17 protein-coding genes are annotated in these 20,486 nt (G+C 43.3%); 14 read left to right on the top strand and 3 right to left on the bottom strand.

The genetic code is table 11. The annotated features are described in order from the left end of the window. Positions 1 to 46: 46 nt before the first annotated feature. From AC5WJX_RS11125 to AC5WJX_RS11060, 14 genes are all read left to right on the top strand, one after another. A complete protein-coding gene (locus AC5WJX_RS11125) occupies positions 47 to 391 on the top strand; it encodes a cyclic-phosphate processing receiver domain-containing protein (protein ID WP_494484569.1) in 345 nt (114 codons plus the stop codon). Between the two features lie 79 nt (positions 392 to 470). Then, positions 471 to 1,862, top strand: a complete 1,392-nt coding sequence (locus tag AC5WJX_RS11120) for a DUF262 domain-containing protein (protein ID WP_494484568.1) — start codon at positions 471 to 473, stop codon at positions 1,860 to 1,862. Between the two features lies 1 nt (position 1,863). After that, the gene (locus AC5WJX_RS11115) at positions 1,864 to 3,750 is read left to right on the top strand and encodes a DUF262 domain-containing protein (protein WP_494484567.1); all 1,887 of its coding nucleotides are present in this window, start codon (positions 1,864 to 1,866) and stop codon (positions 3,748 to 3,750) included. Positions 3,751 to 4,038: 288 nt separating this feature from the next. Next, a complete protein-coding gene (locus AC5WJX_RS11110) occupies positions 4,039 to 4,341 on the top strand; it encodes a hypothetical protein (protein WP_494484566.1) in 303 nt (100 codons plus the stop codon). 35 nt (positions 4,342 to 4,376) lie between these two features. After that, complete coding sequence (locus AC5WJX_RS11105) at positions 4,377 to 5,048, top strand: metallophosphoesterase (protein ID WP_494484565.1); 672 nt, start codon at positions 4,377 to 4,379, stop codon at positions 5,046 to 5,048. Between the two features lie 132 nt (positions 5,049 to 5,180). Then, positions 5,181 to 5,579: a hypothetical protein gene (locus tag AC5WJX_RS11100; RefSeq protein ID WP_494484564.1), complete on the top strand. Its 399-nt coding sequence runs from the start codon at positions 5,181 to 5,183 to the stop codon at positions 5,577 to 5,579. A 20-nt stretch (positions 5,580 to 5,599) separates the two neighbouring features. Then, positions 5,600 to 5,800: a hypothetical protein gene (locus tag AC5WJX_RS11095; protein ID WP_494484563.1), complete on the top strand. Its 201-nt coding sequence runs from the start codon at positions 5,600 to 5,602 to the stop codon at positions 5,798 to 5,800. Positions 5,801 to 5,886: 86 nt separating this feature from the next. After that, positions 5,887 to 6,297, top strand: coding sequence for a hypothetical protein (locus tag AC5WJX_RS11090; RefSeq protein ID WP_494484562.1), 411 nt, complete (start codon positions 5,887 to 5,889; stop codon positions 6,295 to 6,297). Between the two features lie 65 nt (positions 6,298 to 6,362). After that, positions 6,363 to 7,136 (top strand): N-formylglutamate amidohydrolase, encoded by a 774-nt coding sequence (locus AC5WJX_RS11085; RefSeq protein WP_494484561.1) that lies wholly within the window; start codon positions 6,363 to 6,365, stop codon positions 7,134 to 7,136. A gap of 78 nt (positions 7,137 to 7,214) precedes the next feature. Beyond that, positions 7,215 to 8,999 carry an exodeoxyribonuclease V subunit alpha gene (gene recD, locus AC5WJX_RS11080; RefSeq protein WP_494484560.1) on the top strand — a complete coding sequence of 595 codons (1,785 nt, stop codon included), beginning with the start codon at positions 7,215 to 7,217 and terminating at the stop codon, positions 8,997 to 8,999. Between the two features lie 20 nt (positions 9,000 to 9,019). Beyond that, positions 9,020 to 12,250, top strand: a complete 3,231-nt coding sequence (recC, locus tag AC5WJX_RS11075; protein ID WP_494484559.1) for an exodeoxyribonuclease V subunit gamma — start codon at positions 9,020 to 9,022, stop codon at positions 12,248 to 12,250. Between the two features lie 7 nt (positions 12,251 to 12,257). Further along, positions 12,258 to 15,665: an exodeoxyribonuclease V subunit beta gene (gene recB, locus AC5WJX_RS11070; protein WP_494484558.1), complete on the top strand. Its 3,408-nt coding sequence runs from the start codon at positions 12,258 to 12,260 to the stop codon at positions 15,663 to 15,665. A gap of 43 nt (positions 15,666 to 15,708) precedes the next feature. Then, positions 15,709 to 16,770, top strand: a complete 1,062-nt coding sequence (locus AC5WJX_RS11065; RefSeq protein WP_494484557.1) for a helix-turn-helix transcriptional regulator — start codon at positions 15,709 to 15,711, stop codon at positions 16,768 to 16,770. A gap of 38 nt (positions 16,771 to 16,808) precedes the next feature. Beyond that, positions 16,809 to 17,438 carry a metallophosphatase domain-containing protein gene (locus AC5WJX_RS11060; protein ID WP_494484556.1) on the top strand — a complete coding sequence of 210 codons (630 nt, stop codon included), beginning with the start codon at positions 16,809 to 16,811 and terminating at the stop codon, positions 17,436 to 17,438. Positions 17,439 to 17,489: 51 nt separating this feature from the next. Here the strand turns inward: AC5WJX_RS11060 and AC5WJX_RS11055 are convergent, their stop codons facing one another. From AC5WJX_RS11055 to brnQ, 3 genes are read right to left on the bottom strand one after another with little or no spacing between them, the layout of a single operon-like run. After that, on the bottom strand, positions 17,490 to 17,897 hold the full coding sequence (locus AC5WJX_RS11055) for a hypothetical protein (RefSeq protein WP_494484555.1): 408 nt from the start codon (positions 17,895 to 17,897) through the stop codon (positions 17,490 to 17,492). A 3-nt stretch (positions 17,898 to 17,900) separates the two neighbouring features. Further along, the gene (locus AC5WJX_RS11050; RefSeq protein WP_494484554.1) at positions 17,901 to 19,040 is read right to left on the bottom strand and encodes a DEAD/DEAH box helicase; all 1,140 of its coding nucleotides are present in this window, start codon (positions 19,038 to 19,040) and stop codon (positions 17,901 to 17,903) included. A gap of 36 nt (positions 19,041 to 19,076) precedes the next feature. Then, a complete protein-coding gene (brnQ, locus tag AC5WJX_RS11045; protein WP_494484553.1) occupies positions 19,077 to 20,375 on the bottom strand; it encodes a branched-chain amino acid transport system II carrier protein in 1,299 nt (432 codons plus the stop codon). Between the last annotated feature and the right edge of the window lie 111 nt (positions 20,376 to 20,486).

Here is a 20,486-nt window from a genome sequence, read left to right as displayed (position 1 = left end):
GAATAATGATGAACTGGGGAAACCCAAATGAGTATCTAGGAAAGTTATGGCTTATAAAATGTTTTTGGATGATGTAAGATCCGTTGACTTGGTGTACCCTGGTGAAGATGGACGCTTTGTAGTTGTTCGCTCTTTCACCGCGTTTGTTGGCCATATTCAAAAGTATGGGTTGCCTGAATTCATCAGTTTTGATAATGATCTAGGAGAAGACGAACACGGGAACTTATTGCCAGACGGCTATGCTTGCGCCAAATGGATGGTCTATGAACAAGCCTATGATTTGAGAAAATTTGACTTTAGAGTACATTCGGCTAACCCAGTAGCAAAGGTGCAGATCGAGTCGCTCTTTAGTAACTACATACGCTTCTTAAATGAAGAATCTAAACCTTAACACATACTAATACTTGACGCGCTACTGAATAGTTGATGTCACCTCTATTACATACCACTATAAACAATAATTAACCATAATGACTATAAATGATAATGAACAGGGCATTGAAGTTCTTCCAAGCCGACAAGAATTAATGAACGTCACTAACCGACCAAAAGTTACAAAGGACGAAAAAAATGAGACTCCCTATGCCAAGCCAGCTTTTGACTACATCTTCTTAAACGCCCTCTTAATAAAATCGCTGACTATTCCAGAATATCAGAGGCCATATCGCTGGCAGCCAAAGCATGTTCTGCAGCTTTTGGAAGATATTCATCGTAATTCGCAGGAGAAGAAAGTTTATAGGATTGGCACAACGATTCTCCACCGAAACAAAGAGACGTTCGATATTGTGGATGGACAACAAAGGCTGGTTACCATCAGCCTAATCTTTCATTATTTGCGAGAATGCGGTCATGAAATGATCGAATCTCCTTTGCTTAAAAGTGAATTTAATCACAGAGATTCAAGAACTAACATCCTAAGTAACTACGCGACAATCAAGGCTTTTTTTTCCTCAAAGGGGGGGATTAATGCTAAGCAATTTGGCGACTACATGCTTCATAGTTGTCAGTTTGTAGAGATTGTATTGACGGACCTATCAGAAGCTTTTCAGCTATTCGACTCTCAAAATGCTAGAGGTCGGTCCTTGCAACCATATGACCTCTTAAAGGCTTTCCATCTAAGAGAAATGAAAGATGAAACAGAAGCTGAGCGTCGAACCTGTGTGAGCGCCTGGGAAGATGCTGTGTCCAGAGGTCAGCTAAATAACCTGGGGAAATATATCTTCAAAATCCGTAAATGGGTGCGCGGCGGAAAGCCTGGAGAATTTAACAAAGAAGACATCGGAGAGTTTAAAGGCGTGAATTTCGATGATGCTGTAAGTCTTCCGTATATGCAGGCCTTAATCATGAGTGATGCCTTGCTTGCTGATATGGCGCGAAGTCCGGTTTACAAGACTTTCGGAAATCCTTGTCATTTTCCATTTCAACTTACCCAACCGATCGTAAATGGAAGGCTTTTCTTCAAACTTGTTGAGCATTATAATAAACAATACAACATCCTTTTCGAGGAAAAAAGTAAGGTTAAGAGTTTCTTCGAGCGTCATTGTAAATATGATGGGCACCACCGGATTGGTGATCGTTATGTAGCGGAACTATTTAAAGCACTGATCATTCTCTACCATGATAGATTTGGGGCAAGCCGTCTGGATGAAGCACTTCCAGTGCTTTATAAATGGTCCTACCGCCTTCGTTTAAACAAAAAACGAGTTTTTTATAGCTCAATTGACGGCCATGTCAGTGCTGATAATATTTTTAAAGTGATGGCCTCAAGTTATTATCCGCAACGGATTATAAACCATTCTATTAATATTGGTGAAATAAATTACGATGTACAAGCCATTAAAAACGTCCTTAATCTAAAATAATATGTCTGAACAAAATACACAACCTTCGTCCCTAAACATCTCAGCTTTATTAAGCAACCAAAAATATATAGTGCCACTATATCAGCGAAACTATGCGTGGGAACGAGCAGAGATTATACAGTTATTGATCGATATCCAGCAATCTTCAAAGGACAGCAAAACACAATATTACATTGGTACGCTGATCGTGGACAACCGTAAAGATGGGACGATGGAAATCATAGATGGACAGCAACGGTTTAGTACACTTACAGTAATCAATGCGGTGTTAAAAGCTTTGAATAAAAGCAGTAAAATCATAGACAACCCAGTTATTGATTTCGATGCCAGGTTAGAAGTGAAAGAATACCTGCAGATGCTTTACAGTGATTACGACAAGGCTAAACATTATAACGATGCTAATCTTGAAGTGGCTAAGTTCAAAAAGGCCGTGGACTACGTAGAAGAATATATTATAAATATAAAGACTGATCAGGAGTGTACAGATTTCTCCAACTTCTTCTATGATAATGTAAGAATTATTAGAATTGATGTTCCAACGGGAACAGATATCAATCACTACTTCGAAATCATGAACAATCGGGGTGAACAGCTTGAAAAACATGAGATTCTAAAAGCGAAATTTATCTCTGAGCTTAACACTATCCAACCCGAATTGAAAAAGCGCTTTGCTGAAATATGGGATGCTTGTTCTCAGATGGACAGGCATGTCGTGTCGATTTTGAGTGCGGAGTTACGAAAAGCATACTTCAATGCGGATTATACTTTGGAGAAGAAAAATTTTTTGAATGATCAACTTACATCAACTCCAGAAACTACTGGCGCTACAAGTGAAATCTTTGTGTTGGAAGACCTACTAAAGTTAGGAGACCCAAACTCTGATAGATCAAAAAGTTCGCATGAAGTGCAAGGGAAATATCCTGCAATCATCGATTTCCCAAACTTCCTGCTCCAGGTACTTAGTCTTCAGCCGGATAAGGATCATTCTGTTACAGTTTCCCTGGACGATAAGAAACTGCTAGACGCATTTGGATATACCAATAAAGGGGCAGCGTTTCCTGACCCTGTAACATTCATAAATTCGTTGCTTTATTACAGGCTTTTATTCGACCGTTACATCATAAAAAGGGAAGAAAGCAATGATGATTGGTCATGGGACCTCTCCCGACCAAAGAACTCCAATGATAAAGATCTCACATTTGTTAATACGTTTTCTAAAACTGATTCGGAAAATGAAGATGATGCGACGAATAATGACCTTATTATGCTTCAATCCATGTTTCATGTTACATATCCGGGTAATGGGTCAAAAACATGGATGCAACATATACTGCGGTTCGTGTCTGAAAACAACGGTCTAGTATCCGCAACTGATTTAAAGCAAGAGATGCTTGAGCTTGCGAGAAAGAGGCTGTTAGAGGGGAAAGACTGGACGCATTCTGGAGTTCGTACGCCTCGGTTAGTTTTCAACTATTTGGATTATTTGCTTTGGTCAAAGCAGGAGAGCCTGCAACTTTCGCAGAATGGGAAGAATAAGTTTAAGAAATTTAGGTTTATTCAAAATAACTCTGTGGAACACCTGCTTCCACGCAAACACTTTGAAGGCTCTATAGACGTAAACGATCCCGTATATCAGTTCCGGCAGGAAGTATTGGATTACTTCGGAAATTTGTGTCTGATAAGTCAAAGCAGTAACTCTCGATATAACAATTTTAACTATGCAGCTAAGAGGGAGCTTTTCAATGAAGGCAAATCTATTGAAAGCCTCAAACAAGTACTAATGTTTGAAAATGAGGATTGGAACTACGAGGTAATCAAAAAGCACGGTGAGCAAATGATTTTATTGGTCGAAAATGCAATAGAACAGCCCACGGTCACCACTTTCTAATTTCACATATTTATCGCGGTGTGCCACGTACACCAGCATGCCATGGCTTCAACCAACCTGCGTCATGAAATGTGATCGGTTTACAATGCTTGACGTAGGTCTGCCAATCCGTAATAAAGTTTAAATTTAGCTTGAGAATTGATCAATGCTTATTTCTTAGAGAACTCACGCTCGACTTCAAAGTGCAAGAGCTAAAATAAACAGTTCTTCGTACATCCCCATTTCAATGCGGTTTACTTCCCAATCTTTGTATTGTAGCAGAAACTACAGAAAATCGAAAACATCAATATGGTAGAGGACATACACGATTACTACGAAGAACGCTTAGACAAGATTTTTGGTCAGGGAAGCACTTGGCCACACCGCACATTCAGAACGATCTTAGATCCATATTCTAATGAATGGGAGGGCACCTCAATGGACCGTAAAATAGAAATTCTGGATAAAGTCGTCGAAGCAGGGGAGAGCCTGGAAATGCTGATATTTAATTACAAATGCCGGTACATCGAAAAGAACCGAAAAGATATTGCAGGTTGTGTAGATACTGCCCTCGCCAGAATACTGGAATATCAATTAAGAAAATCACACTAGTAACATCGTTTATTTTTTTCTGTGATAGGTATATTATGAAAATTATCGCAATCGGAGATATTCACGGCAGAAACTTTTGGCAAAATTATATTCTAGAACCTACAGACCAGCTCATATTCGTTGGTGATTACTTTGATCCCTATGATATCTGGATTAGACCCGAGGATGAAATTGCCAACTTCAAGGACATTGTAAGCATAAAGCGAGACAATCCAGACCTGGTTACGCTTTTAATCGGAAATCATGACTATCACTACTTCAGTGGTGTGCAGCAACAGTACAGCAGGTATAATGAGTCTTCAGCGGCGGCCATCAGGGAAGCACTGGAGGAGGCAATTGATCTTTTGCAGATCTGCTGCGTTTACAAGGACATCGTATTCAATCATGCAGGTTTAACCAAAACCTGGTGCACTAACAATCAGATTGACTTTGCAAACTTGGAACATAGCCTTAACCAGAAGTTTGTTGAAGATAGACTTGCCTCTGGTTTCTTAGACGGTATTGGCGACGAGAATGGAAGTGATGTGCGGCAGTCACCATTATGGGTGCGGCCTGATCAACTGCTTGCCGATAAAATTGAGGGCTATAAACAAGTGGTAGGACATACCAGACAATCCACTCAGGTCTTTAAGAATAATGTCGCCTTTATTGATGTGGCTGGCGCTGCACTCATCATTGAAGAATTAGAGACCGTCGATTGGAGTTGAAATACTAACCTCATGTCGATAAACGCCGGAACTGAACACCGCATGTTCAATCATGTGGCTCCCAGATGACTGTTCGTCAGTATCGGTTTGCAGTAAATACTTTTGATGTAAAAACTTAAAGCAAGATTAAATATGCCTGTAGGAAAAAAAAGAAAAAAGGAAAGGGAGCTCATTCGACTAAGAACTGGTTTATTAGGCCAGGCCCGGGATCTGGAGCACTCTAAGAAACAAGAGAAATACCTCGAGTTCATTCAAGGACTGCGCATTGAATTTGATTTCAAGAACTATCCGAATTTCATTTTCTTCTTCCGCGGCATACATTGCCCGATCCAATATAATCTGAAAACCCAGCATGTTTATCTTAGCAAGGAGATGTGGACCAACTTCAACGATGAAGTAAGCCTTGAAGAAAAGGAATGGGAGACAAGGTTGTTCATTAAAAACCTTCTTCGAAGTTACTTTGGTTTAAGCGTCTTTGTCGAGTATTCTCCTTATGTAAAATTCGAAAACTTCAAATTCAACATATCATAAATCTATTTAAATGAACCAATATGGGAGACATTCTTAAAGACAAAAATGGCCGCAGGCTTGGTGAGATTAAGGACCAGGGCATTAACTGGCAAGTCGCCGTAAATGCAAACGGAAATAAGCTGGGTGAATACAATTGCCGCACAAACGAGACACGCGACAAATATGGCCGCAGGCTTGGAACAGGCAATCTGCTTGCAGGTCTGATCTATAATGAACGCTAAGGTAGCTGATACAAAGAAACAAATACGCTCCGGAAACTGCGTTCAATATTAACGCAGTTTTAAATCTTGAACTTTACCTTAAATTTATGACTAACGAAGAAAGAAATATCCGGGAAGCTGCATTCTTGCGGGTTCATATTTTTTATGGCCTGCATGACAGAAACGACGGCTTTGATTCCATGAACATTGCCTACTTCAAGGAAGCGGAGTTCCGGATCGTACTGGAACGATGTAAAGCCATGGGCATAGGCCTCTATGGCATCGAACCATGGAAGAACGGTCAGTTTTTCGATGTTAGGACACCCGAAGATGATGCGGATTGCGACAATCCCGAATGGTATTTTACCGCTTTTGAGGAGTTTGCTGCGTTAGAACAGGATCTGGACTATGCCGCATCTTACCATGTTGCGGATCATATACTGGACTTGGATTACTTCCCCGCCAACCCGCATTACAACTTCCTCAAAAACTTTCTGGAGAAAAAGAGAAACCCCTGATCAATGCTTGCCAATACCAGCCTGTTAAAAGCAATCAACAATGCATTAGAACATAATTTAATTGAATGAGTTTAGTAATCCTCCATATTCCACACGCTTCCACACACATCCCTTCCCGCGCGGCCTACCTGCTCTCTGATGAGGCCCTTGAGGCTGAAATGCTTAAACTTACAGACTGGTACACCGATGATCTTTTTAATGATGGGCAGGACCTGCAGATCCTGGGCAAGGTATCCAGATTGTACTGCGACGTGGAACGTTTTCCCTATGACGACATGGAAGTCATGGCTCCATTGGGTATGGGTGTTCTATACGATCGTACCGATGAGGGACTATTGATGCGGGTCCTAACGCCGGGCGACCGGATGAGGATCCTGAATCAGTATTACTGGGGGCATCATGGAGTACTGACACATGCGGTAAAGAAGTCCCTGGCTGCCTATAAAAGGGCCTTGATCTTAGACTGCCATTCTTTCTCCGATAGCCCCTTTAACAGAGACCTGGATCAGCGGCCAAATCGCCCGGACTTCAATATTGGTACAGATCCTTTTCATACGCCAATGCATTATATCGTTGCCTCTCAGATCTATTTCAAGGATGCGGGTTTTACCCTGGGAATTAACCGACCCTACTCCGGTGCTATGGTACCGCTCAACTACTACCATCAGGATGACCACGTAGAATCAATCATGCTGGAGGTCAATCGAAAACTCTACCTCAATCCAGGTACCAATGAGAAGTCTGCCGCCTACGAGGACATCAAAGCTGTAATACACGGTTATATTACCATGCTGCGGGATATGCATAAGGGCAGGTGCCGCAAGAAGGGACGCCAGTAATTTAGCTTCCATTTTCTTCATGGTTGCTAAATTAATTGATTCAGAAATAACATATATTGTGGCTTAATTAGCGCTCAAATGCATACACTTAACGACGTTCATCATCAGTTCGCCTCCTTTTTCGCGGATCCCAGACTCCAACCTTACGCATATCTGGCTTCCAGGAAGCTAAGTGAAGGGCACATCTGCCTGCAGTTGGATGATCTGGAAACGAAAAAAGCTGAACTGCCCCTGGCTTATCAAAACCTGTTGCAGGATCCTTCCGTATTGTCTGATCTGCCTTTTGTAACTAGTAATCTGCTGGATAAACAGCCATTCGTACTGCACAACAAGAAGCTTTACTTGCAACGGTACTTCAACTACGAAACGCTAATCCTGGACCGAATCGCTGAATTCATCGCAACAGAACAGCAGTTGGAAGGAGAAAGGGCCAGGGCATTGAAGGGGCAGGCGGATTTCATCGGCGCGCTTTTCCCCAAGCCAGCGGAGGGTAGCGAAGCAGCTACCGATTGGCAGCAGGCTGCCGCAATATCTGCTGTGCTGAACAATTTTACCATCATTACCGGTGGTCCTGGTACCGGCAAAACCACTACGGTAGCGAAGATCCTATCCATCTTATTTAAGATCAATCCGAACCTTAAGGTTGCACTTGCTGCACCTACCGGTAAAGCCGCGGCACGAATGGCAGAATCGCTTAAAACAGCTTCCCTAAGTATCGATGCCAGCATTGCGGAGCAGATGCATTCGCTGGAACCAAGCACCATTCACCGCCTGCTGAAAACACTGGTCGGTACGCCTTACTTTAAACACAATAAACAAAATCCCTTGCAACATGACGTGGTGATCATTGATGAGTCTTCCATGATCGGGGTGGCCCTTTTTGCCAAACTCCTGGATGCCATCGGCCCACAAACCAGGCTCATCATGCTCGGGGATAAAGATCAACTTGCCTCCGTAGAAGCTGGAAGTTTGTTTGGCGATCTATGCCAGGCACAGGAACAACCCAATCGCTTCAGTCAAGAACGTACGGCCCTGATCAATGGGCTTAACGGAAGTTTGATTGCTCAGTCTCCCATTCCAGAGCAGGCAACTGAACATCCCTTGTTCCAGCATATCGTAGAGCTTAGGTTCAGTCACCGCTTTACCAGTGCCGGCGGTATAGGCAAGCTGAGCAAAGCGATCATTAATAATGACTTGCCGAGCATAACGGCCTTTCTGCAAGCTGATGCAGACCCGCAGGTGCTTATTGATGAGCAGCATTCTCAAAGGCTTTTTGATTCCTTTGTAGCCGGTTATGCGGAATACATTAAGGAACCGGATATAAAAACGGCCTTACAGAAGTTGAATAAGCTGCGCGTACTATGTGCCATCCGGGAAGGTGACCAGGGCTTGTATGCGCTGAACCGAAAGGTGGAGCAGTATCTCGCCAGCAAGGACTTGATACACCTGAGCGGAGATTTCTATGAGAACCGTCCAATCATCATCACCAGCAACAACTATGCGCTTGGTCTGTTCAATGGTGACGTCGGCATTGTCCGCCCGGATGATAAAGGGGTACTGAAAGCCTGGTTCGAAGACAGCGCCGGTACGCTGCGGGGAATCTTCCCGGGTTTGATCTCGCAGGTGGAAACGGTTTTCGCAATGACCATTCACAAGAGTCAGGGGTCGGAGTTCGATCAGGTTATGGTCGTATTGCCATTGAAGGAGCAAATTGCACTGCTTACCAGCGAGTTGCTGTACACAGGCGTTACCCGTGCAAAGCACAAGATCTTCATTCAGGGTACAAAGACGGTGATCATGCAGACTGCTGAAGGCAAAGTAGAAAGGGCTTCCGGCATTGCGGAAAGGTTTATTAACGATTAGTTCTCACCCAATAAGAATATATGGCGCTCCATTTAAAGGTTTCTAATTCCCTCCTTGACTTAACAAAGCAGTTGTGTGCGGATCTTAAAGATCAGCCTGCATCTGTATTTCAACCAAATTACCTCATTACGCAAACCGAGGGCATGAACAGCTGGCTGAAACTGCAGCTTGCAAGCCAGCTGGGTATTGCCGCGAATTTCCGATTTCTTAAGCCTAATGAACTTATCCAGCAGGTTTATCGCGTGCTGGAAGGTAAATTTCAGCAGTCTTTATCACCACAAAATCAATGCTGGCTGCTGTATACCATACTTGCAGATGAAGCTTTCATAGAACGTTACAAAACAGTTGCTTCCTATTACAGCCTGGATGCTGCCGACAAAGACCTGAAACGGCTTGCGCTCGCGGAGAAATTGTCCGACCTCTTTGACCAGTACCAGATGTACCGCCCGGAAATGATCCGCAGTTGGAACGCGGGTACGAAGGTCGGCATGGAGCATGAAGACTGGCAGCAATACCTTTGGCTGGAGGCCCGTAAGCGTGCTGATGGCAGCCTTCCGGATAAAACCGCAATAGCAGATTATATCAGCACTGCTCTAAGCGATCCCCGGAAAAGGGGCTTGCTGCAGGAACAAATGCCTTTAGTACAGCTTGCAGGTATGTCTGTTTTAACAGCCTTTCACCTGGATATTTTTCATAAGATTGCCGAACATATTGATCTGGCTTTTTACATGTTGAACCCGGCACCAGAGGTTTACTGGTTCGAGGATAAACATGAAAAACAAGTCGCCATATTGAAGAAAAAAGGACTCTTTGAGCCAAATGAGCAAAGCTTAGGCAACGCCCTGTTAACCAGCTGGGGAAAGGTCATTCAGAATACCTTTGGACTCCTGTTTGAAAATGACGCGCTGGTGAATGCCTATGAACCGATCGCCCTTATGGAACCCCTGGAAGATTCGCTGCTTCACAAAATACAGGCAGATTTATTTAACAACCGCCCCGATGCGGAGCGTGAAGCCTTATGCCTCGAAGATGTAGAAGACGGATCACTGGTGATCAGCTCATGTTTTACCCCGGTGCGGGAAGTGGAAGCGCTTTACAATTATCTTGTTCATCTGATCGACAGTCGGCAGGAAAATTTGTCTGCACGTGACATTGTCGTCATGGTTACCGATATGGATACCTATGCGCCTTACATCAAAGCGATATTTAACAATGCACCGCATCGTTTTCCATATAGTCTGGCAGATGAAAATTACAGTGCCAGCGACAGTATAGCAGCCGCATTACTGGCGGTACTGTCCATCAACGCAGAGAACTTCAAGGCAGAACAAGTGATGCAACTGCTCGATTCGGGTTACCTAAGGAAGCGGTTCAGGCTCAGTAACCTGCCGCTGATCCGGAAAGTGGTGGCGGCTGCGAATTTCCGATTTGGTATCGAAGGTGCAGCTGCGGATGACACCATCTTTGTAAGTTGGAGATATGCCATGAATCGCATCATGTACGGAATATGCATGAGCGGCGATGAGGAGTACTTCTTGGAGAACGACGTTCTTTTCCCCTTAGACATGCTGGAAGGGGATGATGCCCTGGAGATCATCAGGTTCTGTCACTTCATGGAGGTACTGATTGACACCGTCGAGGAAAGAAACCGGCCAAGAACGATTACCGGCTGGGTAGGTCATGTGGAAAATGTACTGCTGAACCTCGTGTTTGATGCTACGGAGGAAGAAGATGAGGATTACGCGGTATTGATGAAGCAGCTGGAAGAATACAATATCCTTAATACTATAATATCGGAGCCTGTCAGCTATGCGCTTTTTAATTATAGCATTCAGCAGTCCATTAGCGGCATGGTAAAATCCGGCGCTTTTGGAGGATACGGAATAACCTTCTGTTCGCTGATCCCGATGCGCAGCATACCCTTCCGTGTAGTTGCGTTATTGGGCATGAACTTCGACAAATTTCCAAGGAAAGCCTCCCAGTTGATGTTTAACCTGATCGACAAAGAGAAGCGTAAAGGCGACAGAAATATTAAAGAAAATGATAAGCATCTGTTCTTGGAAACGTTGCTTTCTACTGGCGACTATTTGTACATCAGCTACCTGGGCCAAAGTGTCAAAGACAATACTGCGATTCCCCCCTCAGCACTTGTGGATGAACTGATCGATTACATACAGACAGCGCTGCCGGGGACTAGAGCAGGGGATAAATTGATTACGAAACATCCCCTTCATGGCTTTAGCAGGAAGTACCAGGCTGAAGATTCTAAGTTATACACCTATCTGATAGAAAGCGATCGACTGCTGGAGCGAGCAGTTGTCAGGAAGACAGATCAGTTTGACTTCAGCGAAGTACAGTTGGATAGTTTGCTGAACTTCTTAAAGAACCCGATAAAAGGCTATTACAACAAAGCGCTCAGTATATATTACAATGAGGAAGAAGTGCTGCTTAGCGATACGGAGCTGTTTGATCTGGATCATTTGCAAACCTGGGGATTGAAGAATCAGCTGTTGGAATGCTATCCTGAAGACATCCCGCAGCTCAGGAACAAACTCGTTAAAACAGGCGGACTGCCCTTGAAGAACATGGCGAATGTTGTGCTGGAAGACGCGAATGAAACAGTAGACCCGGTGCGGGCACGTTTTAGGGCGCTGATAGGAGATGTTGAAGAGCGCTTTATTCCTGTAAACCTGCAAATAGCTGTTCCGATTGGAGGGGAGTTGCAGAAGGAGCCTGTGGAAGTCACCTTGGTTGGCACGCTGAACCGCGTATATAAAGAAAAAATGGTTGTGCTCTCCTGGTCGTCAAAAGAAACCAAGTACTTGCTGGAGGCATACATCAAGTACCTTGCTGCCCGGGCTTCCGGATACGAGTTGGATCTGTACTTCATTAGTGCCGCTAACGATAAATTGTACCGATCCGGGACGATTGATCCTTTGAAGGCAAAAAAGAAATTGGTAGAACTCCTTACGCTTTACATGGCTGGTCATCGTATGGCACTGACCTTTCACACAGACTTCGACATCAAACCAGCGGAAATTGACACGCTGACCTTTGACGACTTTAGATCAAAAGTTGGTAAGGTTGCGAACCCCCATGGTTATGATTGTTCGGACCGGTACCTTTTGATCAAGTACAATGAAGGGCACTTCGATCTGGAAATGACTTTAGATCGCTATAAAGAATGCGCCAGGTTATTGTTGCTGCCACTTGAAGAACTATTTGCTGACTATTACCCTAACCCTGAATAACGCTCTTATGCCAGACTTTAAAGAATTTAATGCAAGTATTGTCCCGCTCGCGGGAAGCAACCTGATCGAAGCAAGTGCCGGAACCGGTAAGACGTATTCTATTGCCGTGCTTAGTTTACGGCTGATTTTGGAGAATGAGATCCCGATAAAAGAAATCCTCATGGTCACCTTTACCAAGGCTGCAGTGGCGGAGCTGGAGGAACGTATTCGATTGTTTATACGGCAAGCGTATAAGGTAAGTCGCGGGGAAGACATTACTGACACGACCATCACCGGCTTGGTGCAAACTGCGATCAATAGGGCAGGCTTAGAAAAAGCACAAGCTTTGCTTCAGGAGGCTGTTTTATTCCTGGATGAAACTTCTGTGCTGACTATCCATAGCTTTTGTCAGCAAACCTTGAATGAGTTCGCATTTGAGACCGGCCAGCTTTTTGGTGCCGAACTTATTCAGGACACAAGTGCTATGTTACAGGATGAAATGAACAAATTCTGGCGCAGGCACGTCACCGTGATTCCCGTTGATCTGCTTCGTCATCTGCAGCTTTCGGGCCTGACTAGAGAAAGCATCGGTATGGTAGTTAAGGAACACCTGACTGGAAAACGCTATTATAACTATAATGCATCAACCGATTATACTTGCTGTGAGGAAGAACATTTAATGCTGCTTGAAGAGTTGAAAGTCATTGAAGCGGAGGAGTCCGGTTTGCGCGAGGCTTTGCTGGATCATGTAGTTGTCGAAATGGAAGACATCACGAAGAGTGGGAATTCAAATGCTTACTGCAGAAAGAACTTGGTGCAACAACTCGAAAATCCGGTGAAGTTCCTTGATCTGTTATGGTCTAAAAGAGATAAGGTGAACGTGATTAAGGTCTATCCGGCATTGCTCGAGCGATTGGAAATTTGTCATGAAGCGGTAGAGCGACGTCGTGATAAGATCAAGGAACTCATTCGTAAGCTGAACTGTCTGGCGATTAATGAAGTTTCAAAAGGAATTGATTTTCATAAATCTGCAAACAATCAGATGTCCTATGATGATTTGATTCAGAATCTACACAAAGCACTGGTTACTCGAGAAAATGTGGAACTTGTTGCTTGTCTTCGGACCAAGTATAAGGCTGTATTTATCGATGAGTTTCAGGATACAGATCGTATGCAGTATGAGATATTTCAAAAAGCATACGGTCAAAGCACAATCCTCTTTTACATAGGCGACCCGAAACAGTCCATCTACGCCTGGAGAAAAGCAGATATTTTCACCTACTTCAAGGCACAGGAGCAAGTGGAGCATTTGTATAGCATGAACAACAATTACAGATCATCCGAATCCTACATAGAAGCGATGAACCTGTTTTTCAAACCTCATGAGGACTTTGATACTTTCCATTTTCAACAGGCGGAATCTGCCATCGAGTACATCCATGTGGATTCTCCAGTACCCAATGGCAAGGGTGAACTATGTTATGAAAATCAGGCAGACGTACCCATGTCCATTATCACCGCTGCCAAAAAGGACGACCTCTGTGAGGCGGTTACCGCACAGGTAGTTGAGCTACTATCTTCAAACGCGTATACCATCAAAAAAGATCATGGCCAAAGATCCGTTAGACCTGCAGATATTGGTATCCTCGTGAGGGGAAACAAAGAAGGGCAGCTGATTAAACGTCAGCTCTCAAAATACGGGATTCCCGCGGTGACGATTGGAGAGGCAAAGGTCTTGCAGTCTGATGAAAGCAGCTATTTATTGTATGTTTTGCAGGCCATGAACGACATCTCCATGGCTTCAATTAACAAGGCATTGTTATCGCCTTTTACGGGTTTTACAGACTCCGAAATCCGTGATATGGATGAGGAGCATGCTATCAAGCTTTTCAAAAAATATAAGGCCCTTTGGGAAAAAGACGGGATTTATCCGGCATTACAGGCCTTCGTTGCCGACTACCAGGTAAAGAAAGTCTTGCTATATAGAAATACGCCATCCGGTGAGCGGATCTTAACCAACTTATTTCAATTGTTTGAACTGCTGCACAAGGTTCAGAGTACAAAAAAGCTTGTACCGCTGGAGGTCTTAAGTTGGCTGAAGCGCGGTATGGAAGGCATGGAAAACACGGGCGATGAATTTGAGCAGCGCATCGAAAGTGATGAAGAATCAATTAAAATCGTAACCATACATAAAAGCAAGGGATTGGAGTATAATATCGTTTTAGCGCCTTTCCTGGACCTGATGGTAACGAATAAACATTCACATTGCAGTTACCGCGATGCCCTTACCGGTGAGTACGTTTCCCTTGAAAAAGCGTCTTTGACTGCTGAGCAAAAAGAAGCTTATGAAACGCAGCTTGAACAAGAGAACAGGAGGCTGGTCTATGTTGCAGTGACCCGAGCGGTTTATAAATGCTTTCTGTTTAAGAACAATACGGGTAGATTCAACAACTCATCCCTTTCCGTTTTTCTGAGAGCGCTTTACCAGGCACCCACACAGTTTATTAAATTCATAAACGAAAAGCTTGAAGTTTCATCGGAATACTCCTATGCAAGCACGGAAATTCCACTTTCCCGGATAAGCGCTAAGCCGGTAAGGTTTGAACTTGCTCAGCAAAACTGGCGGAAGATGAGCTATTCCATGTTGAAGCGAAGACATGATATTAGCCTGAGAAGTCCTGCCGCGGTGCAGGAGGACAAGTACGATCACTTCATGTATTCGCAACTTCTTAAAGGTGCAACGACAGGAAACATGTTGCACAACATCTTTGAGAATATAGCCTTCAACCATAGTGGAAAATGGGATTATGCAATCAGGAATGCGGTACAACGATTTGCACCACTGCAATCAGAACGTTATACCGAAATGCTGAAAATGATGCTGGATCAGGTATTGAATGCTTCAATCGACCTTGGTGAAGATCGGTTCCGGTTAGCTGATGTAAATACATCCAAAAGCATTCATGAGCTTGAATTTGATTTCAGGGTTTCTCCTTTTCAGGTAAACGATTTAAATCGTCTTGGAACGGAAGACATGAACATAGCGGTGAACGAATATAGGGAGCTTGAAGGGGTGATGAATGGTAAAATAGATTTGTTTTTTGAACACCAGGGTAAATACTTCGTGCTCGACTGGAAATCCAACCATCTGGGGAACACACTGTCGGATTATTCCAGTGAACGTCTACAGATCGCTATGAATGAAAATAATTATCACCTGCAATACTTGCTTTATACGTTGGCGATAAAGAAATATCTGAAAAGTCGCCTGCCTGCGTTTGATTACGACACACAGTTTGGTGGTGTAATTTATTTGTTTGTACGGGGACTTCGAAAGGATCTTCCCCATGGTGTGTTTGCAACAAAGCCTCAAAAGCAAGTGATAGAAAAGTTAGAATGGCTGTTTTCACAACCTGAAATGGTGGAAACCATTTAGGGAAAACTCAAGATATCTTTTAGAGAATTAAAATATTAATTGTATGACACAAACTGACCGCCTGCTTAAGTGGGACGAGTTGATCCGGCAAAAGCGCTACCCGGGCATTCAGAATTATAATGAACTTGTCCAATCGGGTTCGCCAATTGCGGAGAGAACCCTTGAAAACGATATTAGTAAGCTTAAAGCTATTGTCAGAAATAAATACCCTGATGAAAAGCAACCAGTTCGTTTTAGCAGGCAAAAAGGTGGTTATTACTATGCAGCTGAATATGCTGCTTTCAACGATTTCGATCGAAAGGATATGCGCAGCTTGCTGGATATTTGCCGGTCATTAAAAGGCTATGAACATTTGTTCAGTGGAAATGAAGGACAGAATATACTCTATAAATTGAAAGCTTTAGCCAAAGAAAAGAATCTTGAAAATGATATGAATTCCATTCACTGGCGACCCGTTGTACTAAGCAAAGAGGGCAGGATGGAAGGCCAGGAGCATTTTGATGATCTTGTAAGTTGTATTGAGCAACTTCAGTCGATTGATCTGCATTACCTGCCATTTGAGCGTAAATCGTATACAACATATCGGGTGTTGCCGGTATTGCTCAAAGAATGGCAGAATTGCTGGTATATGCTCGCTTATCCCTTGAAAGACTGGGATGGTAAAAGTAAAATCTATCTGCGGGTGAATGATTTGAAAGTTTTCGGACTGAACAGAGTGGTCAGGGTACTTCAACAGGGTCAGCACTTCAGGGACCACATTGCGAATCTTAAAAATTTCAATCCGCACAAGTATTTTGAACATGCTTTCGGAATCTTCCGCACAAACCTTGATGCCGCACCGACAGTCTATCAGTTAAAGCTGGAAACAGCTGACTTGTGGATGTATGGATATCTAAAGAAAACGCCGATTCATCCTACATTCAATATCGTTGAAGATGAACCGGGTCGGAATTACATTCGTTTTACCGTTGACTTGGAATGGAGTCCGGAATTAACTGGTTTCCTGCTGCAATTTTCGCCCAGATTGAAGTTAATTGGGAACAAAGAGGTGCTAAGCAAATTTAAAAGTTGCATCACATCAATAACGAGTTTATACGATTTGTAGAACTTCTAATCGACTTTCATTATATCCCTTTATCGCCTATGAAATTTCTTTGTTTATCAGATACCCACGGTAAGCACCGGCTCTTGAAAAGCCTACCACAAGCTGATGTCATCATTCATGCCGGTGACTTGAGTAAAGATGGAACTGAAAGGTCTTGCATGGATTTTATGAATTGGTATAGCAAACTTGATTATGAGCATAAAATCTTCATTGCTGGTAATCATGACTTTTTCTTTGAAGAAGCTTCAACGCAATACATAAGCAAGGTGCTGCCTGAAAACCTGGTGTATTTAAACGATAGCGGTATAACCATTAACGGTATAAACATCTGGGGATCACCTGTAACCCCAAGATTTTTTGACTGGGCCTTCAATCGCGATAGAGGCAGGGTCATCAATAAACATTGGAAACTTATTCCAGCTACGACAGATATTTTGGTTACCCATGGCCCACCTATGGGAATTCGTGACAGGGTTGGTCTCAATGACCATGTTGGTTGTGCAGATCTTCTAAGGCACGTGAAGCGAATAAAGCCTAAGTTTCACGTTTTTGGCCACATACACGGGTCCTATGGACGATGGAATAGGCCAAATACACAGTACATCAATGCCAGTGTTGTCGATGACAGCTACGATGTTAAGAATGTACCCCTGGGATTTAGCTTGTGATTCAAGTTTGACGCCCTCCAGATTGCACTCGAAAATCTTTCTTTAGAGAGGTTACTTTGCTTCGTTCGTCAAGGCAATGGCACTGTTCAATGCAGCTGAAAGTGCATTTTTAAATTTTATGAAATCATCTTGACGATCTGCTTCTTCACTCAGCTTTAGTGAATTTCTAACCAGTTTCACTTGTGGAAGATCTTTTTCGTAAGCCTCGGTAAAGGTGTCTGGGTTTTTATTTTTAAGTATTCTAATGGTATGAGAATACTGCTCATAAATGTCTGTGATGATTGCCAGACTCTTGTCATCGTAAATTGTTAAAGCATTAACCTTTGTGGATAGCTTTTCCAGCTTTCCTCTTTCTTTTGCGTAACCCATATTCGTCAAAGATACTGTTTCAGCCTCATTTATCCCCTTATTTGATAATTGCTCCGCTCCAAAAGATTGGTCAAGGCGGAATGAGGCCATTGTTTATGAGGTGAGTTTAATTTGCTCCCCATCAATTAGCGCTACCTGCCTGCCCATTTTTTTCTGTATGACGCCAAAATGGTCGAGCTCGTTCGTACTAATCAAGGAAATTGCATCACCCTGTGCCCCTGCACGTCCGGTTCGCCCAATCCGGTGAACATAATCCTTTGGTGAGCGCGGCAATTCATAATTAATGACAAAAGGCAAGGCATCGATGTCAATTCCTCTTGCCATCAAATCGGTTGCCACCAATACACGCAGGTTCCCGGATTTAAATTGTGCAAGTGATTCGGTCCTGGAACCCTGGCTTTTCTTGCTGTGGATTGCTTTTGCGTCGATGTTGTTTTTACGTAACTTATTTACAATGGCATCCACCTGATGTACGGAAGATGCAAATACCAATACCTGTTTCATTTCATGATGCTTGATCAGGTAGCGCAAAAAAGGACCTTTCTTATCGTCTGATATGATATAGGCTACTTGTTTGATCAGGTCAAGTGATTCCTCCTCAGCATCAATTTTAATTGAAATAGGATCTTTTAGCAGTAGCTGCTGAATATTTTGCACCTCCTCGCTCAGCGTGGCAGAAAATAGAACGTTTTGACGTTCTGGAGGGAGCAGACTTATGATCTTATCCATGTCTTCTTTAAACCCTAAATTCAACATCTTATCCGCTTCATCTAAAATCAATGTTTCAACAGCAGAGAGGGAAGTGGCATTTGAACCAAGTAAATCCAGAAGCCTGCCTGGTGTGGCGATCAATACGTTTACGCCTTGAAGCGCCATCATTTGTGGGTTGATGGATACGCCCCCATATACCGCTAGGGTTCTAACGGGTTGCAGAAGATTTTTGCTGAATACCTTAAAAACCTCCTTTACCTGCTCGGCAAGCTCACGGGTAGGTACCAGCACCAGTACATTCGCATGTCGATTCTTAACGAGTAGCCTTTCCTGTAAGTTCATTAGAACTGGCAAAACATAACTTGCCGTTTTTCCCGAGCCTGTTTTGGCTATGCCTAAAACATCCTTTTTACTCAAAATTGCTGGAATCGCTTTTTCCTGGATCGGGGTAGGTTGAGAGAAATGCTGATCAGTCAGGGTTTTTAATAAAACATCCGATAGACCTAAGGAATCAAAAGTCATATTACTTGATTTTTGCGTAAAAGTAGGTAAAATGGTTTAATCAAAAACCTTGCTTCCAGAGCCACCAATTGCCCAGGCACCAAAGAAACAAATCGCAGAAGGAATAACCCAGCCCAACTCGTATTCAAAAAGCGGAATATGGTTCAAAACTTCAATGTTTGCTCCGCTAAGCAGTGAGTAGTGCTTCAGCAGATGAAATACAGCAATTAACGTCGATGCTAACAATGCATAGATATAGGGCTGACGGTTCTTGACAATTGAGCCAAAGAATACGGTGTAAAGTACCAGCGTTATAGCAATTGGATATACGAAACTTAAAATGGGATAAGCAAATGAAATGATGTTATCTACGCCCGTAATGGAAAGTACACAGGAAGCAATACAGCAAACAGTGACTAGTAATTTATAACTCAATTTCCCTTTCGTAAGTGAGGAAAAGAAAGTTCCAAATGCAGCAACTAAAGCGATGGATGTTGTTAAACATGCAAGTGCAATGGAGATGGCAATACCGATCTTTCCATAAGGTCCAAGTATGGTCTGTGAAATGTGCATCAGGAGCTCGGAACGTTTAATTTCCGTTCCTGATATTCCAGAGGTAGCACCTAGATAAATCAGTCCGCCGTAAATGATGAAGAGAAAAATCGATGATAGCGCACCGGCAGTGATCACGACCTGCATTTTGGTTCGGGTAGTCTGATACCCTTTGGTCCGGGCTGCGGTAATGATGATTCCTGCGAAGATCACCGAGGCAAGAACATCGAGTGTTTGATAGCCATCAATAAATCCTAGGGTAAACGATTGTGCTGTGCTGAGTTCTGAAGTACCAAAGCCAGCAATTGGCGAAAGTATGCCAAGCAGGATTAGGCTGATCAGCAAAATCAAGAGCAATGGTGTAAGGATATTACCAATGATGTCGACCACGCGGGATGGTTTTATCGTCAGAAACCAGGTCACGAGGAAAAAGATCAGCGAAGTTTGGATCGGGCTTGTTCCCGGGAACGAAGGTAAAACGCCCACTTCATAAGTCGTCGCTGCGGTTCGCGGAATTGCGATCAGCGGACCAATGCAGAGCATGATTATCGTCCCCAAGATTGGTGAAAGCAGTGGGTGGATTTTAGCACCAAGATCTTCGAATTTGTCCCCGGCATTAACAACAGATAGGATGCCCAAAAAGGGGAGTAGGATCCCGGTTAGCCCGAAAGCTAGAATGGTGATCCATACATGATCGCCGATTTGTATGCCAATAAATGGTGGGAGAAGTAAATTGCCTGCTCCAAAGAACATGGCGAATAAGGCAAAGCCTATGGTAATGATGTCTCTAGTCTTTTTATTCAAATCTCTGATATTAGTTAAAGTTCCGAGCGAAAGAATCTGCAAAGTAGCTATTTCGTGTTATTTAACCGAACGTAGATTGGCAATTCTTTGCAGACTTTAGTGTAAGCCCGG

This window comes from Pedobacter sp. NEAU-ZC8 (assembly GCF_059278965.1).
Note: the sequence above shows the minus strand (reverse complement) of the source record. Positions and strands in the feature narration are given on the sequence as shown.